General features: G+C 66.1%; 19 protein-coding genes and 1 pseudogene. 10 read left to right on the top strand and 10 right to left on the bottom strand.

Translation table 11 applies throughout. The annotated features are described in order from the left end of the window. Positions 1–3 precede the first annotated feature (3 nt). A complete protein-coding gene (locus ACREBX_RS13985; RefSeq protein ID WP_431562356.1) occupies positions 4–1,407 on the bottom strand; it encodes a M48 family metalloprotease in 1,404 nt (467 codons plus the stop codon). 144 nt (positions 1,408–1,551) lie between these two features. Further along, positions 1,552–4,260: an Rne/Rng family ribonuclease gene (locus ACREBX_RS13980; RefSeq protein ID WP_431562355.1), complete on the bottom strand. Its 2,709-nt coding sequence runs from the start codon at positions 4,258–4,260 to the stop codon at positions 1,552–1,554. A 571-nt stretch (positions 4,261–4,831) separates the two neighbouring features. On the opposite strand from ACREBX_RS13980, the gene ACREBX_RS13975 reads away from it, so the two are divergent. The 7 genes from ACREBX_RS13975 (at position 4,832) to ACREBX_RS13945 (ending at position 13,451) form a co-directional block, all read left to right on the top strand. Continuing rightward, the gene (locus tag ACREBX_RS13975) at positions 4,832–5,851 is read left to right on the top strand and encodes an N-acetylmuramoyl-L-alanine amidase family protein (protein ID WP_431562354.1); all 1,020 of its coding nucleotides are present in this window, start codon (positions 4,832–4,834) and stop codon (positions 5,849–5,851) included. An 83-nt stretch (positions 5,852–5,934) separates the two neighbouring features. Then, a complete protein-coding gene (locus tag ACREBX_RS13970; protein WP_431562353.1) occupies positions 5,935–7,188 on the top strand; it encodes a D-arabinono-1,4-lactone oxidase in 1,254 nt (417 codons plus the stop codon). Next, positions 7,185–8,330 carry a DSD1 family PLP-dependent enzyme gene (locus tag ACREBX_RS13965; RefSeq protein ID WP_431562352.1) on the top strand — a complete coding sequence of 382 codons (1,146 nt, stop codon included), beginning with the start codon at positions 7,185–7,187 and terminating at the stop codon, positions 8,328–8,330. Before ACREBX_RS13970 ends, ACREBX_RS13965 begins: the two co-directional genes overlap by 4 nt. After that, the gene (locus ACREBX_RS13960) at positions 8,327–8,950 is read left to right on the top strand and encodes a TetR/AcrR family transcriptional regulator (protein ID WP_431562351.1); all 624 of its coding nucleotides are present in this window, start codon (positions 8,327–8,329) and stop codon (positions 8,948–8,950) included. Before ACREBX_RS13965 ends, ACREBX_RS13960 begins: the two co-directional genes overlap by 4 nt. 62 nt (positions 8,951–9,012) lie before the next feature. Continuing rightward, positions 9,013–11,532 (top strand): penicillin-binding protein 1A, encoded by a 2,520-nt coding sequence (locus ACREBX_RS13955; protein ID WP_431562350.1) that lies wholly within the window; start codon positions 9,013–9,015, stop codon positions 11,530–11,532. Between the two features lie 72 nt (positions 11,533–11,604). After that, on the top strand, positions 11,605–12,732 hold the full coding sequence (prfB, locus tag ACREBX_RS13950; RefSeq protein ID WP_431562349.1) for a peptide chain release factor 2: 1,128 nt from the start codon (positions 11,605–11,607) through the stop codon (positions 12,730–12,732). Then, the gene (locus tag ACREBX_RS13945) at positions 12,732–13,451 is read left to right on the top strand and encodes a class I SAM-dependent methyltransferase (protein WP_431562348.1); all 720 of its coding nucleotides are present in this window, start codon (positions 12,732–12,734) and stop codon (positions 13,449–13,451) included. Before prfB ends, ACREBX_RS13945 begins: the two co-directional genes overlap by 1 nt. A 148-nt stretch (positions 13,452–13,599) precedes the next feature. On the opposite strand, the gene ACREBX_RS13940 is transcribed toward ACREBX_RS13945, so the two are convergent. From ACREBX_RS13940 to ACREBX_RS13905, 8 genes and pseudogenes are all read right to left on the bottom strand, one after another. Further along, complete coding sequence (locus ACREBX_RS13940) at positions 13,600–13,974, bottom strand: DsrE family protein (RefSeq protein WP_431562347.1); 375 nt, start codon at positions 13,972–13,974, stop codon at positions 13,600–13,602. After that, the gene (locus ACREBX_RS13935; RefSeq protein ID WP_431562346.1) at positions 13,953–14,702 is read right to left on the bottom strand and encodes a HesA/MoeB/ThiF family protein; all 750 of its coding nucleotides are present in this window, start codon (positions 14,700–14,702) and stop codon (positions 13,953–13,955) included. The genes ACREBX_RS13940 and ACREBX_RS13935 overlap by 22 nt, the downstream gene beginning before the upstream one ends. A gap of 88 nt (positions 14,703–14,790) precedes the next feature. Further along, positions 14,791–15,252, bottom strand: a pseudogene (dut, locus tag ACREBX_RS13930) (dUTP diphosphatase); the annotation flags it as partial. Further along, entirely contained in the window at positions 15,215–16,495 is a 1,281-nt protein-coding gene (locus ACREBX_RS13925; protein WP_431562345.1) for a bifunctional phosphopantothenoylcysteine decarboxylase/phosphopantothenate synthase, read from the bottom strand. The pseudogene dut and the gene ACREBX_RS13925, both read right to left, overlap by 38 nt. 110 nt (positions 16,496–16,605) lie before the next feature. After that, entirely contained in the window at positions 16,606–17,718 is a 1,113-nt protein-coding gene (locus ACREBX_RS13920) for a hypothetical protein (protein ID WP_431562344.1), read from the bottom strand. Further along, on the bottom strand, positions 17,706–18,830 hold the full coding sequence (locus ACREBX_RS13915; protein ID WP_431562343.1) for a glycosyltransferase: 1,125 nt from the start codon (positions 18,828–18,830) through the stop codon (positions 17,706–17,708). The genes ACREBX_RS13920 and ACREBX_RS13915 overlap by 13 nt, the downstream gene beginning before the upstream one ends. 109 nt (positions 18,831–18,939) lie before the next feature. After that, on the bottom strand, positions 18,940–20,484 hold the full coding sequence (ubiB, locus tag ACREBX_RS13910; RefSeq protein WP_431562342.1) for a 2-polyprenylphenol 6-hydroxylase: 1,545 nt from the start codon (positions 20,482–20,484) through the stop codon (positions 18,940–18,942). Next, a complete protein-coding gene (locus ACREBX_RS13905) occupies positions 20,481–21,218 on the bottom strand; it encodes a class I SAM-dependent methyltransferase (RefSeq protein WP_431562341.1) in 738 nt (245 codons plus the stop codon). Before ACREBX_RS13905 ends, ubiB begins: the two co-directional genes overlap by 4 nt. A 93-nt stretch (positions 21,219–21,311) precedes the next feature. Here ACREBX_RS13905 and mutM point away from each other — a divergent pair, with 93 nt between their 5' ends. From mutM to dnaA, 3 genes are all read left to right on the top strand, one after another. After that, positions 21,312–22,124, top strand: coding sequence for a bifunctional DNA-formamidopyrimidine glycosylase/DNA-(apurinic or apyrimidinic site) lyase (gene mutM, locus ACREBX_RS13900; protein ID WP_431562340.1), 813 nt, complete (start codon positions 21,312–21,314; stop codon positions 22,122–22,124). Positions 22,125–22,311: 187 nt separating this feature from the next. Further along, positions 22,312–22,575, top strand: a complete 264-nt coding sequence (gene rpsT / locus ACREBX_RS13895; protein WP_037514171.1) for a 30S ribosomal protein S20 — start codon at positions 22,312–22,314, stop codon at positions 22,573–22,575. 503 nt (positions 22,576–23,078) lie between these two features. Beyond that, a complete protein-coding gene (dnaA, locus tag ACREBX_RS13890; RefSeq protein ID WP_431562339.1) occupies positions 23,079–24,443 on the top strand; it encodes a chromosomal replication initiator protein DnaA in 1,365 nt (454 codons plus the stop codon). The last annotated feature ends 17 nt before the right edge of the window (positions 24,444–24,460 follow it).

The following is a 24,460-nucleotide window of genomic DNA, read 5'->3' as shown; positions in this document are numbered from 1 at the left end:
AATCTAACGCCGTTTGCGCTCGCGTTCCACCTCGGCGCGAGCCACCAACGAAATATCCTGTGCACGGATCCAGTCGGGCGAGCCTTGGGGCAGGCCCTGCATCGCCATTTCGGCATTACGCAGCGCGAGCCCCGACTGTCCACCCTCCAACTGATAGCGTTCGGCCGAGGCGAGCGCCGCGCGCGCCTGATCGCCCTTGTTCGCATAGACGATACCGAGCTGATACCAGGCGAACGGGTTCTGATTGTCGAGCGCGACGGCGGTTTTCAGCACCTCTTCGGCCTCGGCATAATTCGCCGGATCCTCGGTCGCGATCAGCGCATGGCCCAGCGTCGCACTGATCAACGGCTGCGACCGCGACAGGCTGACCGCCTTGCGCAGCGCGGGGATCGCTTCCTTGGGCCGCCCCGATTCGAGCAGCACCTGGCCCTCGAGTTCGAGAAAATAGGGGTCGCTGGGGCTCGTCGCGAGCAGGCCCTCGACTTCGGTCAGCGCTTTCTGCGGATAGGCGCTCTTGTGCCAGGCATAGGCGCGGGCATAGCGCGCCGGAATGCTGCTGTTGCTCTCGGGAAATTTGCGCAGCGTCCGCTCGGGCTCGGCCATATAGCCCGAAAGCTTCGCCTTGATCCGCTGGAAGCGCGCCTCGATTTTCGGATCGGCGGGCTTTCCCCACGCCGGATCGATGACATAGACTTCGCGCAGCGTCTGGATGCGGTCGCCCGACATCGGGTGGGTCCGGCCATAAGCCTGATCGTCGTCCTGCTTGATCCCGTACCGAAATTCGAGATTCTGCAATTTCTTGAAAAAGGCGAGGCTGCCGCGTCCGCTGATCCCGGCTTTCGACAGATATTGTGCGCCGGCGGCGTCGGCGGTCGATTCCTGGACGCGGCTGAACGCGAGAAACTTGCCGAGCGCGGCCTGTTGCCCCGCCATCATGACGCCCATGCCCGCCTCGCCCGCGCCCGCCGCGATCGCCGCGGCGCCGAGCAGCAGGCTGAGGAGCGAGATGCCTGTCGCGGTCTTGGCGCCCTCGTTGACGCGGATCGCGTGGCCGCCCATCACATGGCCGAGTTCGTGCGCGAGCACACCCTGCACCTCTTCGGCGCTGTCCGCGGCCTCGATCAGCCCGCTGAACACATAGATGTCCTGGCTGCCGGCAACAAAGGCGTTGATGCTGCGGTCGCCGAGCAGATGGACGCGCACCTGCCCGGGCTTGAGCCCCGCGGCGACGAGCAGCGGGTCCATCATGTCCTGAAACAGCGCTTCGGTTTCGGCGTCGCGCAGGATCGACTGTGCCATCGCCGGGCGCAGCGCGATGGCGAACATTGCGAGCAATGTCAGCGCGATACGGAAAATGGAGCGCAGCCTTGGCGCCCCGAATGCGGGTTGCGGCGGGAAAGCGGTCATCCCCGCCTCTCTTGCGCCGCGCGCCTGAACCCCGAGTGAAGCCATGTGGGCTTATTGGGGGTCAGTGCGCGCGGACGCAAGGTGCAGATCGTGCTTATGCGATCAATCGGCCTAGATCAGTTGCCGCCTGATCGGCTTGGACGATCAATTGCCAAACGTGCGCTGCCACCAGCCGCGGCGCGGTTCGCCGTCGGGGCCTTCGCCGTCCTCGTCGCCATTGGCGGCGACCGGTTCGGCCTCGCGCGTCGTAGCGGCTTCGGGTACGGCTTCAGCGGCGAGCGCCTTCTTGGCGCGGCTCGCGCGCTTTTTCGGCGCGGGCTTGGCTGCTTCGGGCTCTGCCGTGACTTCGGGCTCGGGCAAAGCTTCGACGACGGGGGCTGCCTCGACGGCTTCCACGACCGTTTCGGCGGCTTCGGCTTCGGCTGCTGCCTTGGTCTTGCGCGGGGCGCGCTTGCGCTTCGGCTTTTCCTCGGCGGCCGGAGCCTCCTCGACCACCGTTTCGGCGGCTTCGGCTTCTACCGGCGCAGCCGCTTCGGCTTCGGCGATTTCGCCATCGACGCCATCTACGACATCGACCTTGGGCTTGCGGCCACGACCACCACGGCGGCGGCGCGGCTTGGCTTCGGCTGCTTCGGCCTCCACATCGGCTTCGCTTTCGGCTTCGGCCGGTGCGGCCTCGCCTTCGCTGCCGTCGGCAGCTTCGCCCTCGGCGTCGTGCTCTTCGCCGCCTTCGACGATTTCATTGCCATTCTCGTCGCGGCGGCCGCGGCGGCCACGGCGGCGGCGGCGGCGGCGCTTGCGTCCGTCGCCATCGCCTTCGCCTTCGCCTCCTTCGCGGTCGCGCGCGCCTTCTTCGCGGTCACGCGAACGCGCGGGACGCTCCTCGGCCCCCTCTTCTTCGGCTTCTTCTTGCTCGTCCTCGTCCTCGTCCTCGGGATAGTCGTCGTCCTCGTCCTCGTCCTCGATCGGCGCGATCGGGGCGAAGCTGCGGCGCGCGATCGGCGGCGGGCCGCTGACCTCGACCGCCATGCGCGCGCCCTCGGTCTCGCCATCGGGCAGGATTTCCACCGTAACGCCGTAGAGTTCCTCGATTTCGCGCAGTTCGCGGCGCTTTTCGTTGAGGAGGTAGAAGGTCGCTTCCTGGCTCGCGCGCAGGGTGATCTTGTTGCCCTTGCCGCGTGCCGCTTCTTCTTCGATCAGGCGCAGCGCGCTGAGCCCTGCCGACGAGGCGGTGCGGACGAGGCCGGTGCCTTCGCAATGCGGGCACGGACGCGTCGACGCTTCGAGCACGCCGGTGCGCAGGCGCTGGCGGCTCATCTCCATCAGGCCAAAGCCCGAGATGCGGCCGACCTGGATGCGTGCGCGGTCGTTCTTCAGCGCATCCTTCATCGCGCGCTCGACCTTGCGGACGTTCGACCCATGATCCATGTCGATGAAATCGATCACGACCAGTCCGGCCATGTCGCGCAGGCGCAGCTGGCGGGCGATTTCGTGCGCGGCCTCCAAGTTGGTGCTGACCGCGGTCTGCTCGATATTATGCTCGCGGGTCGAGCGGCCCGAGTTGATGTCGATCGACACCAGAGCCTCGGTCGGGTTGATCACCAGATAGCCGCCCGATTTCAGCTGGACGACGGGATTGAGCATCCCGGCGAGCTGGTCCTCGACGCCGTATCGCTGATAGAGCGACACGGGATCGGCATATTGCTTCACGCGCCGCGCGTGGCTGGGCATCAACAGCTTCATGAACTGCTTCGCGGCCTTGTAGCCCTCGTCGCCCTCGACGAGCACTTCCTCGATGTCTTTATGATAGATGTCGCGGATCGCGCGCTTCACCAGGTCGCTGTCGGAATGGACCAGCGCCGGCGCGCTCGATTCCAGCGTCTTTTGGCGAATCTCGTCCCACAGGCGCGCGAGATAGTCGAAGTCGCGCTTGATCTCGACCTTGGTGCGGCTCATCCCCGCGGTGCGGACGATGCAGCCCATCGACGGCGGCAGCGCGAGTTCGTCGATCATCGCCTTCAGCTTGCGGCGATCGGCGCCGTTCGAAATCTTGCGGCTGATGCCGCCGCCGTGCATCGTGTTCGGCATCAGCACGCAATAACGGCCGGCGAGCGACAGATAGGTGGTGAGGGCAGCGCCCTTGTTGCCGCGTTCTTCCTTGACGACCTGGACCAGCATCACCTGACGGCGGCGGATGACGTCCTGGATCTTGTAGCGGCGGCGCAACGACATGCGGTTTTCGCTATCTTCGTCGTCATTGCGGCGGCTGCGGCCGCGGCCGCCCTTGCGGTTGTTGTTGCCGCGCCCACGGCCTCGGCCCCGGCGGTCGCCGCGGCCATCTCCGGTTCCTTCCGCGCCTTCCGATCCTTCGGCGCCCTCTTCGGCATCGCCTTCCTCGGCGTCGCCATTGTCGTCGCCGTCATCATGATCGTCGTGATCGTCCCGGTCGTCGTCGCGATCGTCGCGGCTGTCGCCGTTATCGTCCTCGTCATGATATTCGACGTCGGCGACATCGCCTTCGAGCTCGTCGAGGTCTTCCTCGGCGCGCTGCGCGGCGGCGGCGGCATGCTCGGCCTCTTCGCGGAGCAGCGCGTCGCGGTCTTCCTTCGGAATCTGGTAATAGTCGGGGTGGATTTCGCTAAAGGCGAGGAAGCCGTGGCGATTGCCCCCATATTCGACGAACGCCGCCTGAAGCGACGGTTCGACACGGGTAACCTTGGCCAGATAGATATTGCCCTTGAGCTGCTTGTGCTCTGCGGACTCGAAGTCAAACTCCTCGATGCGGTTTCCCTTGGTGACGGCGACCCGGGTTTCTTCCCGGTGCCGCGCGTCGATCAACATGCGCGTGGTCATTAGTAACACTCCAAGCGCGCCTTAGCGCGCCATCAAAAAATCCCGCGAACCTGCCCGAGGGCGGGCCGCGGTGGATACGGGTGAAAAGAAAAAAGACGTTATTGCCGAAAGGAGCCTGCGTCCGGTCCTGGACGCGCATGCGGTCTTCAAATCCGGCGACGGCCGGGGCGAAAGCGCCCGCGTCGGGATATAAAGAGGGCATGGCAAGCCTCATGCGGCATCAACCTGTTACGGGATGAGCGGGCGGGCAGGGCGGGCGCGCAAGCGAACGCCCCGACTGTCCGGTCAACCGGGTGGACTGGCGGCAGGTCGCCCTTCCCCGCATGTCCGGCGCCAAGGCGGCCATGATCCGCATATTCGCGGAGCAGGCCCTCCCCTCAAAAGGCCGGACGGCACCGGGAACGACACCGTCAGTGAGGGCGTGCTAGCATCGGCATGTGCCGACGGCAACCACAACCGCCGTACAAAGATAGGATGGCACCGACGTGTTGCAAATATGCACGCTGCATCGAATTTGGTTATTCGGCAGTTAACTGGGCTTTCATGCGTCTCGGCTAATCCTTGTTTCACCATGTTCTGCGGCCGGGGGCGTCATGTTTCGAATAAGCGCTGGACCATCGCGCGCCTCGGGCGGCATAGACGCGCCATGAGCCCGCTGCTCGTCCTGCTTGGCATTATCGCGACCCCGGCATCGACGCTGACGGGGCAGGTGGACGCGATCCCGATCGGCGATTCGGTGAATCGGTTCGAACGCGCATCACGTGGCCCACGCCCCCAATTGCAGCCCTCCGCGGGATTTCGCGCCAAACGGCCCGAAAAACGCTACAGCGTGACCGTTCCGATCGGAAAGCCGAAGCCTTCGGTGGCGCTGCCGCGCATCGAGGGGCCGGCGAACAGCCGCCTGCCGCTCGTCGTGATCGATGCCGGCCATGGCGGGCACGACCCCGGCGCGATTTCACCACACAGCGGCAAGCGCGAGAAGGACATCACGCTCGCGCTCGCCCGCGCGATCCGCGACGACCTGCTCGCCTCGGGCCGCGTCCGCGTCGCGCTCACGCGCTCGGACGACCGCTTTCTGGTGCTCGAGGAACGCTATGGCATCGCGCGGCGGCTGAAGGCCGATCTGTTCATCTCGGTCCACGCCGACGCCGCCGAAAACCAGCGGGCCAGCGGCGCATCGATCTATACGCTGTCCGAGGTCGCCTCCGATCGCGAGGCGGCGCGGCTCGCCGCGCGCGAAAACAAGGCGAACCTCATCAACGGTGTCGATCTCGGTGCGCACAGCGGCGACGTGTCGGCGATCCTGCTCGACCTCACCCAGCGCGAGACGATGAACGTCGCATCCGACTTCGCGCGGCTTCTCCAGCGCGAGGCGTCGGGCGACGTCAAATTCCGCACGACGGCGCATCGCTTCGCCTCCTTCATCGTGCTGAAGGCGCCCGACACCCCGTCAGTCTTGTTCGAAACGGGTTTCATTTCGAACAAGGAGGATAGCGAGTTTCTCGCCTCGTCGGCGGGCCGGAAAAAGGTCGCGCGCGGAGTGCGCGCCGCGGTGCAAATCCATTTCGCGCGGCAGGTCGCGGCACGCTGACGTTGCCGGTCCGGCAATAATATAGTCTTGACTAACTTTTCTGTGGCGCACAGCTTCGACGCGCTCGCTGCGGGAGATGAAGCATGGCGTGGAGCAACTGGTCGGGCAGCGTCACCGCAAGCGGACAGGTCGCGCGCCCGCAAAGCGAGGATGAGCTGGCGGCGCTCGTCCGCAGCGCGAACCGGCTGCGCGTCACCGGCGCGGGGCACAGCTTCATGCCGCTCTGCGAATCGGGCGAGTTCATTGTCAGCCTCGACGATATGGCGGGCACGATCCACATCGCCGCCGACCGTCGGACCGCGCGCATCCCCGCGGGGTGGAGCATCCGCCGCCTGACCGCGGCGCTGTGGGAAGAGGGGTTGGCGCTTGCCAACCAAGGCGACGTCAATCCGCAGTCGCTCGCGGGCGCGATGGCGACGGGCACGCATGGCACCGGGGTCGACCTCGGCTCGCTCTCGACCTTCGCGCGCGGGTTCCGCCTCGTCGGCGCCGATGGCGAGGCGCATTGGTGCGATGCCGACACGAACGCCGATCTTTATCAGGCGCAGCGCCTGTCGCTCGGGCTGTTCGGCGTCGCGACCGAGGTCGAGGTCGCGGTGGTTCCCGCCTTCCACCTTGCCGAACGGATCGAAAAGCGCCGTTGGGCCGAAATACGCGAAAGCTATGACGAGCTGGCGCAGCAGCACCGGCACATCGAATTCTGGTTCTTCCCGCACAGCGATCAGGTGATCCTGAAAACGCTCGATCCGTGCGACCCGTGCGACCCGCCGCCGAGCACGACCGATATGGAGGAGGCGACGTTTCGCCGCATCCTCGACATTTCAGCGCGGCTGCCGTTCCTCACCCCCTTTCTACAACGCCTGATGATGAAAAGCGGCATTTCCGGCCGCCGCCGCGGCCCCGCGCACTGCATCTTTCCCTCCGACCGGACGCTGCGCTTCGAAGAAATGGAATATGAGATGCCGCGAAGCGCCGGACTAGAAACGCTGGAAGAGGTCGTCGGCTGGATCCGCAAGAAACGGCTGCCGGTCACCTTTCCGTTCGAATATCGCACCGTCGCCGCCGACGATATCTGGATGAGCCCGATGAACGCCGGGCCCGTCGCCGCGATCTCGATGCACCAATATGCGAAAATGCCCTGGGCAGCCCTGTTCGCCGATGCCGAGGCGATCTTTCGCGGCGCCGGCGGCCGCCCGCATTGGGCGAAGCGCCACACGCTGAGCCGCGCCGACGTTGCCGCGCTTTACCCGATGGTGGGGCGCTATACAGCGGTGCGCCGCGCCGCCGACCCGCACGGCAAATTTCTCAATCCGCATCTGGAGACATTGTTCGCATGACGACCGACCGAGAATTGCACGACCATCTGATCGGCCAGCAGGGTTCGCGCGCCGACCTCAATACGCCCGTGCTCGTCCTCGACGTCGACGCGCTCGACCGGAATATCCAGCGGATGGCGGCGCTTGCCGCAAAGCATGGCGTCGCGCTGCGTCCGCATGCCAAGACGCACAAGAGCGTCGATATTGCGCTACGCCAGAAGGCGGCCGGCGCCGTCGGCGTCTGTTGCGCCAAGATAGGCGAGGCCGAGGTGCTGACCGAGGGCGGCGTAACCGGCATCCTGATCACCTCGCCCGTCGCCGCGCCCGCAGCGGTCGATCGCCTCGCCGCGCTTGCGGCAATCGCCGAAGGACTGATGGCGGTCGTCGACCATCCGGACGTAGCCGGACGCATCGACGCGGCGCTTGCGGCAACCGAAACGAAGCTCGACGTCATCATCGACATCGACCCTGGCATCGCGCGCACCGGCGTCGCTTCGGCCGAAGCGGCCGTGGCCTTGGCTAAAGTAATCTCCGAATCGCCCAATCTCGAATATCGGGGTGTGCAATTCTACTGCGGGTCGCAGCAGCATATCGAAAGCTACGCCGACCGCCGCGTCGCGATCGTCGAGCGCACCGCCTATCTGCAGGAGGTGACCGCCGCGCTGACCGCTGCGGGTTTCGCGCCCGCTATCGTCACCGGATCGGGCACCGGCACGCACCGCATCGATCTCGACCTCGGCGTCTTCAACGAATTGCAGGCGGGTTCCTATGTCTTCATGGACAAGCAATATCTCGACTGCGACATCGCCGATGGCGCCGAGCCGCCGTTCGAAGTTTCGCTGGCGGTCGACGCGCGCGTCGTCAGCGCCAATCACAGCGGGCTCGTCACGATCGACGCCGGATACAAGTCGCTGTCGACCGACGGCGGCGTCGCGGTGGTACAACGGGGCGCGCCCGAAACGTCGTTCTTCGCCTTCATGGGTGACGAGCATGCCGCGCTGATCGCGCCCGAGATCGGGACGCAGCTTGCGCCCGGCGATCCGGTCAGCCTGACGGTGCCGCACTGCGACCCGACGGTGAATCTCTATGATTTCTATCATATCGTCGCGGGCGACACGCTCGTCGACATCTGGCCGGTCAGTGCACGCGGCCGGGCGCGGTGATCGCCGCCGCCCGCCAGCCGCCGAAGCAGGACCGCGCGCGGCAGACGCAAGGCCGCCTGCTCGACGTCGCGGGCGAATTGCTCGCAGAGGTGGGGCTCGAGCGGATTTCGACCAATATGATCGCCGCGCGCGCCGGACTGACGCCGCCCGCGCTTTATCGCTATTTCGATGACAAATATGCGGTGATCGAGGCGCTCGGGCGGCGGCTGATGGAGCGTCAGAACGCGGTGCTCGAACGCTGGATCGCGCGCCATGCGCCGGGCGGGATCGGGGGCATGGCCGATCATATCGGCGACCTGCTGGCCGCAAACGCCGCGGTGACGCGCGCCGAACCGGGGGCGGTGTGGATATTGCGCGCGCTGCACGCGACGCCGCGCCTCGTCCATGTCCGGCTCGAATCGCATCGCCATGTGACCGGCCGGCTCGCCGATGCCTGTGCGCCGCACCTTCCCGGTATCGATCGCAAAATATTATGGTCGCGGCTGCGGCTGGCGGTCGAGCTCGGCTTTGCCGCCGACGAAATGCTGTATGAAGAAGACCGCGTTTCGGCGGGCGCGGTGCACGGCGAAGTGGCCGCGATGCTGCGCTCGGCGCTGCTCGACCTGACCCGAATGGCATAGTCGCGCACCTCGCCGCAAGCACGCTTCCCTTTCGTCGACACAGGCTTTAGAGGCGGGGACATATGGCCGCTGACAGTCCGCCCGATTTCCGCCTGCGCCTGCGCCGCGACAGCAATGCCGTCATCGCATGGCTGGGCGATATGTGGACGCGGCGCTGGTTCCGTTGGCTCGGCTATCTCGCGCTGGCGGGCATTCTCTTTCTTGCGCTGATATGGGCAGTTTTCGCGCGCGATCTGCCGTCGGTCGACCAGCTACGCGACTATGAACCGCCGCTGCCGACGATGGTCCGCGACGGCGAAGGCAAGCCGGTGCACAGCTATGCCCGCGAACGCCGCGTCCAGCTCGAATATAGCGAATATCCGCAACTCCTCGTGCGCTCCTTCCTCGCGGCCGAGGACAAGACCTTCTTCAGCCACGGCGGCATCGACTATCCGGGGATCGCCTCGGCGATCATCACCAATCTGACGAACAGCGGCCGCCCCATCGGCGCCTCGACGATCACCCAGCAGGTCGCGAAGAACCTGCTGCTGACGAACGAACTCAGCTATCGCCGCAAGGTGCGCGAGGCGATCCTCGCGATGCGCATCGAGGATGCGCTGACCAAGGAACAGATTCTCGAGCTTTATCTCAACGAAATCCCGCTCGGCCGCCGCGCCTTCGGCGTGCAGGCGGCGAGCCGTGCCTATTTCGACAAGGATGTCGACCAGCTCCAGCTGCACGAGATGGCCTTCCTCGCGATCTTGCCCAAGGCGCCCGAAAAATACGGCCGTGCGCGGTTCGAACGCGAGGCGATCGCGCGGCGCAATTTTGTCCTCGGGTCGATGCAGGACAATGGCTGGATCAGCACCGCGCAGCGCGACGCCGCGCGCGCGATGCCGCTCGGCCTCACCAACACAGGCAACACCGCGATCGCGCAGGTCGGCGGCTATTATATGGAAGAGGTGCGGCGCCAGCTGATCGCGCAGTTCGGCGAAACCGCCGACAAGGGGCCGCACAGCGTCTATGCCGGCGGCCTCTGGGTGCGCACGCCCTATGACGGCAAGATGCAGCAGGGCGCGACCATGGCGCTGCGCAAGGGGCTCCAGCGTTACGACGCGGGCAAGGGCTGGTCGGGGCCGATCGCGACGATCGAGGCCGACGACCAGTGGCAGAGCCGCCTCGCGTCGAGCTTCATCGGCATCGATTACGACAATTGGCGCGTCGCCACGGTGCTCTCGAAATCGCCAGGCGCGGCGCGAATCGGCTTCGCCAATGGCGACACCGGGACGCTGCCCGCCAGCGCCGCGACGATGGGCTATCGCAAGACCGGCGGCAGCGCCTTTTCCGCGATGCGCCCCGGCGACCTGATCGCCGTCAAATTGAACGGCGGCAGCAGCTATGCGCTTCGCAACATTCCCGAAGTATCGGGCGGCATGGTCGTCGAAAGCCCGCATTCGGGCCGCATCTATGCGATGCAGGGCGGCTTCGACGTGCGCCTGTCGCCCTTCAACCGCGCGACACAGGCCGAACGCCAGCCGGGTTCGACGATCAAGCCCTTCGTCTACGCCGCCGCGCTCGATAATGGCATGACCCCCGCGACGATGATCGTCGACGGGCCCTTCTGCGTCTATCAGGGCGCCAGCCTCGGCAACAAATGCTTCCGCAACTTTGGCGGCGGCGGCGGATCGGGCGAGCATACGATGCGCTGGGGTCTCGAGCAGTCGCGCAACCTGATGACGGTGCGCACCGCGAGCCAGGTCGGCATGGAACCGATCGTCGAAACGATCCAGACGATGGGCATCGGCAAGCACGAGCCTTATCTTTCGACCGCGCTCGGCGCCGGGACGACGACGGTCGAAAAGATCACCAACGCGTACGCGATGCTCGCCAACCACGGCCGCGAACTGAAACCGCGCGTGATCGACTATGCGCAGGACCGCCGCGGCAAAGTGATTTTTCCGGCGAACTGGCGACCGTGCGAGGGCTGCAACAAGAAGGATTGGGACGGCCGGCCGATGCCGCGCTTCGCCAAGTCGGGCAAGCAGCTGATGGACGCGATCACCGCCTATCAGGTCGTCCATATGCTCGAAGGCGTCGTCCAGCGCGGCACCGCGGTGCGGCTTCGCGACCTCGATGTGCCGCTGTTCGGCAAGACGGGTACGACCTCGGGGCCGAACGACGTGTGGTTCGTCGGCGGGACCCCCGACGTGATCGCGGGTATGTATATCGGATTCGACCAGCCGCGCAGCATGGGCGGTTATGCGCAGGGTGGCAGCTATGCGGCGCCGATCTTCAAGGATTTCGCGCTCGCCGCGCTCGCCGCGCGCCAGCCGATTCCCTTTTCGGCGCCGAAGGGCGTGCGCATGGTGCGCATCGACCGCCAGTCGGGCCGCCGCGTCTATGGCAGCTGGCCGGGAACCGATCCCAAGGCGTCGATCATCTGGGAAGCCTTCAAGCCCGAAAGCGAACCGCGCCGCACGATCCGCGAAGAGGAAATCAAGCCGATCAGGACGCAGCGGCGGGCGACCGGCGGTCCGTCGCAAAAGGGATCGACCGGCCGCACCGACAGCGACTTCCTCGACGACCGCGGCGGCATCATCTGACGGCTTGGACCTCCTTCCCCTGCGGCGCTTGAAGCCGTAAGGGCGGGATCAACATATTTCAGGAGCAAGGACATGCGCGCCGAAGCGCAGGATCATATCGACAAGATTGGCGCCGCGCTGGCGCTGCTGCGGCGTTTCCTTGACTGGGACCGCGCGGTGCGGCGGCTCGACGAACTCAATGCGAAGGTCGAGGACCCGACGCTGTGGAACGACGCCAAGGCGGCGCAGGAAGTCATGCGCGAACGCCGCCGGCTCGACGAGGCGATCAATGCGACGCGCGCGATCGAAACCGAATGCGCCGACACCGCCGAACTGATCGAGCTGGCCGAAATGGAAGGCGACGAGGCGATGGTCGATGAGGCCGTGGCTTCGCTTGGCGTCCTCGCGGCACGCGCCGAGGAAGACAAGATCAGGGCCCTGCTTGCGGGTGAGGCCGATGCCAACGACGCCTATATCGAAGTCCATGCGGGCGCCGGCGGCACCGAAAGCCAGGACTGGGCCGAAATGCTCCAGCGCATGTACAGCCGCTGGGCCGAAAAGCGCGGGCTGAAGGTCGAGCTGGTCGAATATCAGGCGGGCGAACAGGCGGGCATCAAATCGGCGACGATGCTGGTTAAGGGCGAAAATGCCTATGGCTATGCGAAGACCGAAAGCGGCGTCCACCGCCTCGTTCGCATCTCGCCCTATGACAGTTCGGCGCGTCGCCACACCAGCTTTTCGAGCGTGTGGGTCTATCCGGTGATCGACGACAATATCGACATCGAGATCAACGAAGGCGACCTCAAGATCGACACCTATCGCGCCTCGGGCGCGGGCGGGCAGCACGTCAACACCACCGATTCGGCGGTGCGCATCACGCACATCCCGACGGGCATCGTCGTCGCCAGCCAGAACGACCGTTCGCAGCACAAAAACCGCGCGACCGCGATGGGGATGCTGAAGGCGCGGATGTACGAAGCCGAGCTCCAGAAGCGCGAGGCTGCGGCATCGGGCGAATATCAGGCGAAGACCGAGATCGGCTGGGGCCACCAGATCCGTTCCTATGTCCTCCAGCCGTATCAGCTGGTGAAGGACCTGCGCACCGGCGTGACCTCGACCGCGCCCGGCGACGTGCTCGACGGCGCGCTCGACCCCTTCATGGCGGCGGCGCTGTCGCAGAAGGTAACCGGCGAAAAGGTCGAAGTGGAAGATATCGACTGATGAAGCGCGCAGCGGCCGTCCTGCTGGCGCTCCTGCCGCTGCTGAACGGCTGCGATGCGCCGTGGGACGAGGGCAGCGACCGCGCCGAGACCGCGCGGGAGTTTCCGCCCGCCGACCGGCCTGTCGCGCCGACCGTCTCGACCAAATGGTCGACCGAGGAAGCGCGCGACCGCGTCAACGAGGCCGAGGATGTCATGAACTCGGCCGACGTGCGACCCGGCATGACCGTCGCCGACATCGGCGCGGGCGACGGCTATTATACGGTGCGTCTGGCGCAGCGCGTCGGCGTCGGCGGCCGCGTCCTCGCGCAGGACATCATTCCAGAGGTGATCGAGCGGCTCGCGGACCGCGTCGCGCGCGAGCGGCTCGACAATGTCTCGCTGAAACTCGGCGCGGTCGACGATCCGCGGCTGCCTGCCGCCAGCTTCGACCGTGTCTTCATGGTCCATATGTATCATGAGATCGGCGAACCTTACGCGTTCCTGTGGCGGCTGCGTCCGGCGCTGCGCAAAGGCGGGCAGGTGCTTGTCGTCGACGGCGACCGGCCGATCGCGCAGCATGGCACGCCCTTCCGCCTGCTCGTCTGCGAGTTCGAGGCGGTGGGCTACAAGCTCGTGTCCTACGACGACAAGCAGCACGCCGGGGGTTATCTCGCGCGCTTCGAGCCCGAGGGCAGGCGTCCCGAGCCCGATGCGATCAAGGTCTGCGATAATCCATAACCGTTTGATCCTCCCCGTCGCGAAGCGATGGGGAGGGGGACCGCTCGCGAAGCGAGTGGTGGAGGGGCTGCGACGTTGCGTCATGGCCTCTCCGTCAGCGCTTCGCGCTGCCACCTCCCCATGGCTTCGCCACAGGGAGGATCATGTTTCAGTAAACGATCAGTCGGTCTTCGGCGCCGATCGCGGCCATGAAGCTGACCAGCCCCGCAGCGCGAACATGCGGCACCAGTTCGGTCGCCGCCATGCCGACGAGCGCCATGCCCGACTGGCAGACGAAAAGGTCGATCTCCATCGCGATCGCCTCCTCGGCGAGCCAGGCGAGGTCGGGTTGGCCAGCTGCGGCGCGCGCCTCGTCGCCGGCGAAGGAGACGGGGTCGCGAAGCAACGCCGCGGCCTCGCCCTGCAGGAAGATCCGTACCGGCCGCCCCAGCGCCGCCGCGGCTATCCCCGCTTCAAGCGCGGCGTAGAGCCGCCGACCCTCGGCGACCGCGACGATGATATTCAGGCTCGGCAGGTCGGGCATTGCGGATCCTTGGGCACGCCGACCTCACGCCAGCGTCGGTCGAGCATATCGACGATCGCGAGCCGGCCGGTCAACGACGATCCGAGACCGGTGAGCGCGCGCACCGCCTCCAGCGCCGCCATCGTGCCGATCATGCCTGCGAGCGCGCCCATCACGCCGGTTTCGGCGCAATTGATGCCTTCGCGGTCGGGATCGGAGCCGACAAGGCAGGCGTAACAGGCGCTGTCCGCACGCCAGCCTTCATAGAGAGCGACTTGCCCCTCGAAGGCGCCGATCGCCGCGCTGAGCAGCGGGATGTGTAGCGCGACGGCAGCGCGGTTGACCGCCAGCCGCGTATCGAAATTGTCGCAGCCGTCGAGGATCAGGTTCGCACCTGCCAACAATGATTCGGCGTTGTCGTCGTCGAGCCGTTCGGCAATCGCAACTGCCTCGACATGCGGATTGATCCGCCGTGCGGCATTGGCTGCGACTTCGGCCTTGCGCGCACCGATATCGGCGTCGGTGAACAAAGGTTGGCGCTGGAGGTTGCTGAGTTCGACGTGGTCGTGATCGATGATTGTCAGCTTGCCGACGCCCGCCGCAGCCAGATAGGTGATCGCCGGACAGCCGATCCCACCCGCGCCGATGATCGCGACATGCGCCCCCTTCAGCTTCGCCTGCCCCGCGCCGCCAAAGGCCGACAGGATGATCTGACGGGCATAACGGTCGAGTTCGACGTTGCTGAGCAAATTATTCGCCCGATCGCCGGGTCTTTATCGCCGAAAGGGACGCCAGGCCGACCGCGTTCGCGGTTTCATCGATCGCGTCGCTTTCGACGCCTGTCGACCCGAAGCCGCCGTCGCCGCGCTCGGTTTCGTCGAGCGTTTCGACTTCGGCAAAGGCTGCGCGCTGGACGGGGGCGGGCACCAACTGCGCGATCCGGTCGCCGCGCTTGATGTCGAAAGGCTCATCACCAAGGTTGGCGAGGATCACCTTCACTTCGCCGCGATAGTCGCTGTCGATCGTGCCCGGCGTGTTGAGGCAGGTGACGCCATGTTTGAGCGCGAGCCCCGAGCGTGGGCGCACCTGCACTTCATAGCCAGCCGGAATCGCCATCGCGAAGCCGGTTGCGACCGCGTGGCGCGCGCCGGGGCGCAGCGTCAGCGTCTCGGCGGCGACGACATCCATTCCCGCCGCGCCATCGCTGGCATAGGCGGGCAGAAGCAGGCCGCCACCGTTGGGTAGCCGCTGGATGGCGATCTCAATCTCTTTCAAGAGGTGCGCGTTTTTCGAGCTCATCGGCGATCTTTTCCATCAATTTGCGGGCGACGGCGTCTTTGGGCTGCCGGTCCCAGCTGTCTATGCCGTCTTTGCTAACGATATGCACCCGGTTGCTTTCGCCGCCCATCGGGTCGGCGGCAACGTCGTTCGCGACGATCCAGTCGCATCCCTTGCGTGCGAGCTTCGCCTGCGCATGCTGGATCACGTCGTTGGTTTCGGCGGCAAAACCGATCAGCAGTTTCGGGCGTTCGGGCGATTTGGCGAGACCGGCGAGGATGTCGGGATTTTCGGCGAGCGCGAGCGGCGGAACCTGCCCGCTGCCGTCCTTTTTGATCTTTTGCGGCGCGGTGTCGGCGGCGCGCCAGTCGGCGACCGCTGCGACCATGATCGCGGCATCGACCGGCAGACCTTCAGCCACTTCGGCGGCCATCTCGACCGCGGTCTCGACATCGACGCGGATCACGCCCGGCGGGGTCGGCAGCGGGACCGGGCCGGCGATCAGCAGCACCTCGGCGCCCGCTTCGGCGGCGGCGGCGGCGATGGCAAAACCCTGCTTTCCGCTCGACCGGTTGGCGATGTAGCGTACCGGATCGATCGGCTCGTGCGTCGGGCCAGCGGTGATCAGGATGCGGCGGCCATAGAGCGGACGCCGGTTCGCGGGGGCGAAATCGGGCTGGTCCGCCAGCGTTGCGGGCGGGGTCAGCGCGACAGGTGTTGGCGCAGCGGCAAGCGCCGCGTCGATCGCAGCCTTGATCGTCGCCGGCTCGGGCAGGCGCCCCGGTCCATATTCGCCGCACGCCATCTCGCCCTCGTCGGGCTCCATCACGGTCACGCCATCGCCGCGCAAGGTCACAATATTGCGCCGTGTTGCGGCGTGCAGCCACATGCGCACATTCATCGCGGGGGCGGCGAGCACCGGCTTGTCGGTCGCCAGCAGAAGCGTGGTCGCCAGGTCGTCCGCGATGCCCGCTGCCATCTTGGCCAGCAGGTCGGCGGTTGCGGGCGCGACGACGACCAGGTCGGCCTCGCGGCTCAGCTGGATATGCCCCATCTCGACCTCGTCCTTGAGGTCGAAGAGATTGGTGTAGACCTTGTTCTCGCTCAGCGCGGCGAGCGTCAGCGGCGTCACGAACTGCTCGCCCGCCCGCGTGACGACGCAGCGCACGACATGGCCCGCCTTGCGCAGCAGGCGAACAAGCTCGATCGATTTATAGGCCGCGATGCCGCCGCCAATGATAAGAAGAATGCGCGGAGCGGACATCAGCGGTGGCAAGCCTGCCGCAAGCGGGCGGCGATCGACTGGGTTTGTTTCATCGCCGTCTCCTTCGCGCATCAGTTATGCGCTTCCTCGCCTCAGTTCAAGCGGACGCCTTAAATGACCGCAGCGGGAATCGCCTTCATCGGCTGTCGCAACGATCGCACCAATGCGGTCAACGCGGCGGGTGCGAAGGCGAGGCCGATGAACAGGGTCGGCGTGACGAGCATCGCCCAATAGAAGTTGGCGGGGCGCGCAAAGAGCATCAGCAATGCGGCATAGCCGAGCTGGACCAGCAGCCCCGCAAGCCCGAGCCGCGAGCGCCACGCCGCCCAACCGAGCAGCGCGAGCGGCACGAGCAGCGCGCCGACCCACCCCGCGAAGAAGCGAAGCAGCGACGATGCCTGGACGAACGACAGATAGGCAATCCAGCCGCCCTGTCCGTTCCAGCCCTGGCTTGCGGCGTCGGCGGGGGTCGTGACCGCCGCCAGCGCCGCGACATGCGCGCCGAGGCCCGCCGCGAAGCATAGTCCGATCGCGAGCCAGCCCGCCGCCGCGCGCCAGTCGCGATCGATCAGCGCAAAAAGCCCCAGCAGCATCGCGACCGGAAGCACGGTCTCGCGGATCGCGAGCGCGGCGACGACGATCGCCATGGTCCACCACGGACGGGCGGGGCGATACAGGGCGAGCGCGAGCGCGAGGAGCACGCCCGCCGCGGCTTCGTGGATGAACAGCCATTCGCGCGCGGCGAGCTGGGTCAGGTTGGCCGCGACGAACAGCGCGCCGACCGCCGCGTAGCGCGGAAGCGCGGACTCGGTCCGCAGCCGCCTGTACCACGCTAGGATGGCCGCGCCGCCGATGACGAGGAAGAGAAGCATCGCCTTCCGTTCGCCAAGCGCGGTAACGATATATGCCAGTGTCGGCAAACGGACCGTCACAAAGGGACGCAGCGGATAATCGCCGGCGCGGTGTTCGGCGGCGGCCGCGGCGTAATAGGATTCGCCCGCTGCGACCCGCTTCGCGATGCGCGCGTAGAGCGCATGATCGCCGACGAGGCCGTCGAATTGCGCCGATGTGGGTTTTGCCACCGCGACATGGTCGCGGCCGACACCGCTCTGCACGCTCCAAGCCATCAACAAGGCGAGCAGACCCAGCATCGCCGCCGCAACGGGGCGCGAAACCCCGTCGAAGCGGTTCCAGCCCGGCGTACCCGCCATCATTTTCGCCATGTGAGCGCCGACGACATGGCGAAGTTCCAGATCGCGCCGACCAGCACGCCCGCGACCCCCGCCACCCACCAGCGTTCGTCGTGCCCGGCCATCAACGTCCCGATACCGATATTGGCGACCGCGCCGAGCGCCGAAATCGCATAAAAGCTCGCGAGCCCGCCGACGAGGCGCCAGCCGTTCAGCTTGCGGTCAGCGTAGGTGAAGCTGTTGTTGAGGAAGAAGTTGAACGCGATCGCCGTCATCACGCCGGCCGTCTGCGCGGCGATAAAGGCGCTTCCGGTGCCAAGGATCGCGCGCAGGACGGCGAGGTGGACGAACACGCCGAGCCCGCCGACCATCAGGAATTTGAGCAGACGCACGGGTACGAATCGGCCGATCGTCTTGTCGGCGATCAGTTCGGCATATTCGGCGATCACGCGCGCGCCGATCTTGCTCTCGCCGGCTTCGCGGATGCGGAATTGATAGGGGATTTCTGCGACCTTCAGTGGCGCCGGGCTCGACGCCAATATGTCGATCAATATCTTGAAGCCAATCGCCGACAGGCGCGGCAGCGCGCGTTCGAAGGCATCGCGGCGCACCGCGAAAAAGCCGCTCATCGGATCGGACACGTCGGTGCCGAGCGCGATCTGCCCGGCGCGCGTGGCGAGGCGGCTCATCCGCGCGCGGTCCTTGTCCCATTCGCCGATCCCGCCGCCCGCGACATAACGCGTGCCGACCGCGATGTCGGCGCCGCCCGCGATCGCGTCGATCAGCCGCGGCAGCGCGTCCTCGCTATGCTGCAGGTCGCCGTCCATCACCGCGATAACCGGCGCGGCGGTCGCCAATATTCCCTCGACCACCGCCGACGACAGGCCGCGGCGGCCGACGCGCTGGATGATGCGCACATGCCGCGATGCGCGGCCGATGCGGCGCACCAGCTCGCTCGTCCCATCGGGCGAATTATCGTCGACGAAGACGACTTCCCAGCCGCGACCGGCAAGGACGACCGAGAGTTTTTCGATCAGTTTTTCGACATTGGCGGCTTCGTTGAGCGTCGGCACCACGACCGCCACCTCGAGGGGAAGCGTGTCGACCGCACTTGTCGAATTGGCAATCAGAATGTCGTGGCGCATGAAACCTCGGTTTTGTCCGGATTTCACGTCCGGGGTTGGTCGAGGTCATGCCATAGTGATTTAGGGTAAATGTCCGGTAACCAAGTGCCACAGGTCGACCGGGCGATGGTCAGCTCAGCCAGTTCAGGACGCCGGCGCCTACCGCCGCGCCGACCAGCGCAGTCAGTGCATAGCGCCACCAGCGCTTTCTCTCGCCCTTGTCCCACATCAGCGGAATCTCGGGGAGCGGTGGTGCTGGCGGCGCGGCGCCCTTCTTGGGGAGCTGCGCATCGAGGCGGCGGATGATGTCGGGGATCAGAGCCAGCGTCTTGCCCTGTTCGCGCAGACCGTCGGCAAGCGCGGCCTCGGGACCGAGCTCGTCGCGGATCCATTCGCTGACGAAGGGGCCCGAGACGTTCCACATGTTGATCTTGGGATTGAGCATCGTCGCGACGCCCTCGACCATCACCATCGTCTTTTGGAGAAGGAGCAGGTGCGGCTGGGTCTGCATGTCGAAATCGCGGGTGATCGCGAACAGTCCATCGAGCATCTGCCCGACGCTAAGCTCGCTCACCGGTTTGCCGCGCATCGGCTCGCCGACCGCGCGCAGTGCCGTCGCGAATTCTTCGACATTGTGATAGTCGGGGACGTACTGCGCCTCGAAATGAATCTCGGCGACGCGGCGGTAATTGCCCGTCGTCAGGCCATAAAGGATCTCGGCGAGCCAGTAGCGCGCCTGGCGGTTGATCCGTCCCATGATGCCAAAGTCCACCGCGGCGATCGTGCCGTCGGCCTTCACGAACAAATTGCCCTGGTGCATGTCGGCGTGGAAGAAACCTTCGGCGATCGCCTGGCGCAGGAAGGCGTTGACGAGGTTCGCCGACAGTTTCTCCATGTCGTGCCCCGCCGCGATCAGCGCGTCGCGGTGCGAAATCTTGATGCCGTCGATCCAGTCGAGCGTCATCACGCGGCTCGCGGTGCGGTCCCAGTCGATCGCCGGCACCTCGTAAGTCGGGACCCCGACCATCGCGTCGGCAAGCTCGGACGCCGAGGCGGCCTCGCGGCGGAGGTCGAGCTCGCGCAAGGTCCAGCGGCGGAAATTGGCGATCACCTCGCGCGGACGGAGCCGCGTCGCTTCGCCGCCGAGCGCCTCGAGATGCGCGGCCGCCCATTCATAGGTTTCGATGTCGCGCGCGAACTGCTTGTCGATCCCCGGGCGGCGGACCTTCACCGCGACTTTCCGGCCCTCGGTGGTGACCGCGCGGTGGACCTGCGCAATCGAGGCCGAGCCGACCGGTTCGGGGTCGAATTCGCTGTAGAGGCTTTCGAGCGGGACCTCGAACGTTGCCTCGATTTCCTGCCGGATCCGATCGAAACCGACCGGCGCGAGCGCGTCCTGCAGGCTCAGCAAATTGCGCGCCGCTTCCTCGCCGACGAGGTCGGGGCGCGTCGCGAGCGTCTGACCGAGTTTCACCGCCGCGGGGCCGATCGCCTGGAAGGCGGTGGCATAATCGGGGATTTTCGGCTGGATCGTGCCGAACCGCGCGATCCGGCACAGGCGCTTCACGCCCGGCGGCGTTTCGGGCGCGGCTTCGATCCCGCGCAGCGCCCCGTGGCGCGCAAGGATACGCCCCCACTTCAGCAAGCGGACGATATGGGTGACGGGTCGGGTCAAGCCTTCCACCCGCTGTGGATCGCGACGAGCCCGCCGAGGATCGGCTCGACCTTCACCGCTGTGAAGCCCGCATCGCGGATCATCCGCGCGAATTTGGGCATCGGCGGGAAGCGGCGGATCGATTCGATCAGGTAACGATAGCTGTCCTCATCGTCGGCGATCAGCTTGCCGAGCTTGGGGACGAGGTGGTGCGAGTAAGCGTCGTAAGCCTGCGCGAAACCCGGCCATTCGTTGGTCGAAAATTCGAGGCAGAAGAAACGCCCGCCATAGCGCAGCACGCGGTGCGCTTCCTTCAGCGCGGCCGGGATGTCGGTGACGTTGCGGATGCCGAAAGCAATCGTATAGGCGTCGAAAAACTGGCCGGGGAACGACAGCTTCTCGGCATTCTGCTCGGACCAGACGAGGCTGTCGATACCGCGTGTCGCGGCGCGCTCGACGCCGACGCCGAGCATGTCGGGGTTGATGTCGGCGACCGTGATGCTGGCGCCGAACCGCTCCATGCGAAAGGCGATGTCGCCGGTGCCGCCCGCCATGTCGAGGATCGTCTCGCCCTCGCGCGGCTTCACGCGGCGCACGAAGCGATCTTTCCACAGGCGGTGCATGCCGCCCGACATCGCATCGTTCATGATGTCGTACTTGCGCGCGACGCGGCTGAACACTTCGCCGACCATCGCGGTCTTCTCGCCCGCGGGGACCTGTTCATAGCCGAAGCTGACGGTGTCGGGAGTGGCCATGGATTGCGCGCCTTTGCGGGGAGATGGTGTGTTGCGTCGGCCTTTAGCCGGGCCTTGCCGTGCAGGCAAATGGCGCGTAGCCGGATAGATGATATGCCCGAACTCCCCGAAGTCGAAACCACCGTCCGCGGCCTCGCGCCCTTCCTCGAAGGCCAGCGGCTGACGGCGGTCACCACCTTCCGCCCCGACCTGCGCCGACCCTTTCCCGCCGATCTCGCGCAACGCCTGACCGGCGCGACCGTCACCGGGCTTTCGCGCCGCGCCAAATATGGCATCGTGTCGACCGACCGCGACGATCATATGATCTTTCACCTCGGCATGTCGGGGCGCTGGCGGACCGAGGGCGGCGAGGCGGGCAAGCACGATCATCTGCTGCTCGAAACCGCGGCGGGGCACCGGCTGTTCCTTCACGATCCGCGGCGCTTCGGGTCGGTCGATCTGGTGAGCGGCGATCCGCTGACGCTGTTTCCCGCTTTCGTCACGCTCGGCCCCGAGCCCCTGTCCGACGCTTTCGACGCCGCTTATCTCGCCAGAGCGCTTGCCGGGCGGCGCGCGCCGATCAAGGCGATGCTGCTCGACCAGACGGTCGTTGCGGGGCTCGGCAATATCTATGTCTGCGAGGCGCTCAACATGGCGCGCATCGCGCCGACCAAGCCCGCCGCCGATGTATCGAAGGCGAAGATCGCCGCGCTGATGCCGGCGATCAAGGATGTGCTGACCGCGGCGATCGCGGCCGGCGGCTCGACTTTGCGCGATTTTCTCAGCCCCGAGGGCGATCTCGGCTATTTCGCGAAGGACTGGCGCGTCTATGGCCGCGAGGGCGAGACCTGCGAATGCGGCGGGACGATCGCGCGGATCGTGCAATCGAGCCGATCGACCTTTTATTGTCCGAAATGCCAGCGGTAATGCGTGCGCTTTCCCGCAATAGGCATTGACCAAATCGGCCAAGCTGGCTATGCGCGCACCCTTCGAGCAGGGTCCGGGTTACCGGAACCGGCCGTATCCGGACATTGATTCGCCTGTTTGCGCGATTCGGCTGCTCCGGTGACGCTGCGCTCCGACTGACTTAGACCGTTTGGAAACCGAGGAATTTATGGCCAATACGCCGCAGGCAAAAAAGCGCATCCGCCGCAACACGGCGCGCACTGTCGTGAACAAGAATCGCGTTTCGCGCATTCGCACGCTGGTGAAGAAGGTCGAGAACGCCGTCGCCGCCGGCGATAAGGACGCTGCCGCGACCGCGCTGAAGGCGGCGCAGCCCGAAATGGCGCGCGGCGTTGCCAAGGGTGTCCTCCACAAAAACACCGTGGCGCGCAAGTTCTCGCGCCTGACCAAGAGCGTGAACGCGATCGCCTGATTCGCTTCGTCCCGAAAGGGAACAAAAAGGACCCGCTGGCTTCATGCCCGCGGGTCCTTTTTTGCGTCGGATATTGTGACAGCGCGATGGCAATAGTGTTGCAGCGCGGTAAGTGACGGATTTACGGCGATTCGTTGTTTTGTCGCCGGAATGTCATATTTAAACTATTGAAAAGTCGTCATTAAATGACGTTTTGGCGCGATTCCGGCCCCCCTAGTGAGTCAAGATTTTTATTTCAGTATTTTTACATGCCGCACCCTTGATCGACTCGGCGCGGCCTGACTAGACAGGGTGCGTCGTCGGCCTTCGCCGGTGGCCGCCACATCGACATGATTCGTATCTTCCCGGGCAGCTCGCCCCGGATAGTATGCCTGCGTGCTGCGCAGGCGACGAATCGGCGCGTGGGGGCCGCCCGATCCGTCCGGTGATGAGGGGACCTGAGGGGGCGGCACAGCGTGACAGAGAGCGGCAATTGGCATGGGCATGACGCAAAGGGCGGAGCAATGAGCGGCGATGCTGCAACGCTCTGGCCGCGCGTGGCCGAAGGGCTACGCCGCGACCTTGGCGTGCGTACCTTCGACCATTGGCTGAAGCCCGTGCGATTTGCCGACTATTGCACGCTGTCGGGCGTGGTGACGCTCGAAACCGTCAGCCGCTTTTCGGCGAACTGGATCAACGAGCGTTTCGGCGACCGGCTCGAGCTCGCATGGCGGCAACAGCTGCCCGCGGTGCGCGGGGTCACGGTGCGCGGCGGCGCCGCCGCGGACGATCGCGCTACGGTCCTCGCCGCCTCGCCGCTGCCGAGCTTCGACGCTCCGCCGCCGGCACCTGCGGCCAATCCAGCGCTGCTCGGCTTCGACCCGCGCCTGTCGTTCGACCGCTTCGTCGTCGCGCGCAGCAACATCCTCGCCGCCAACGCCGCGCGCCGCATGACGATGGTCGAGGCGCCGCAGTTCAACCCGCTCTATCTTTGCTCGGGCACCGGGCAGGGCAAGACGCACCTCTTGCAGGCGATCGCGCAGGATTATGCCGCGGCGCATCCGACCGCGAACATCATCCTGATGTCGGCGGAAAAATTCATGCTCGAATTCGTCGGCGCGATGCGCGGCGGCGACATGATGGCGTTCAAGGCGCGGCTGCGCGCCGCCGACCTGCTGCTGCTCGATGACCTTCAGTTCGTGATCGGCAAGAATTCGACGCAGGAGGAACTGCTCCACACGATCGACGACCTGATGACAGCGGGCAAGCGCCTCGTCGTCACCGCCGACCGCCCGCCGGCGATGCTCGACGGGGTCGAGGCGCGCCTCCTGTCGCGTCTCTCGGGCGGCCTTGTTGCCGACATCGAGGCGCCCGAGGACGACCTGCGTGAACGCATCATCCGCCAGCGGCTCGCTGCGATGCCGATGGTCGACGTGCCCGACAATGTCGTCGCCTATCTGGTCAAGCATTTCACGCGCAACATCCGTGAACTCGAAGGCGCGCTCAACAAGCTGCTCGCTTATGCCGCGCTCACCGGCACGACGGTCGATATCGCGCTCGCCGAAGACCGGCTCGCCGAAAATGTCCGCACCGCGCGCCCGCGCATCACGATCGACGAGATCCAGCGCGCGGTCTGCGCGCATTACCGCCTCGACAAGTCGGAAATGTCGTCGAAGCGCCGCGTCCGCGCGGTTGCCCGCCCGCGTCAGGTCGCGATGTACCTCGCAAAGGAACTCACCCCGCGCTCCTACCCCGAAATCGGGCGGCGCTTTGGCGGACGCGACCATTCGACGGTGATCCACGCGGTGCGCACGGTCGAGGCACTGCGCGTCGCCGACAGCGAACTCGATGCCGAGATCGCCGCAATCCGGCGGAGCCTCAACGGCTGATCCACAGGTTTATCCCC

Origin of the sequence: Sphingopyxis sp. (genome assembly GCF_050725655.1) — a bacterium.
In the GTDB taxonomy this organism is placed as follows: domain Bacteria; phylum Pseudomonadota; class Alphaproteobacteria; order Sphingomonadales; family Sphingomonadaceae; genus Sphingopyxis.
This window is presented reverse-complemented; position numbering and strand designations above follow the sequence as displayed.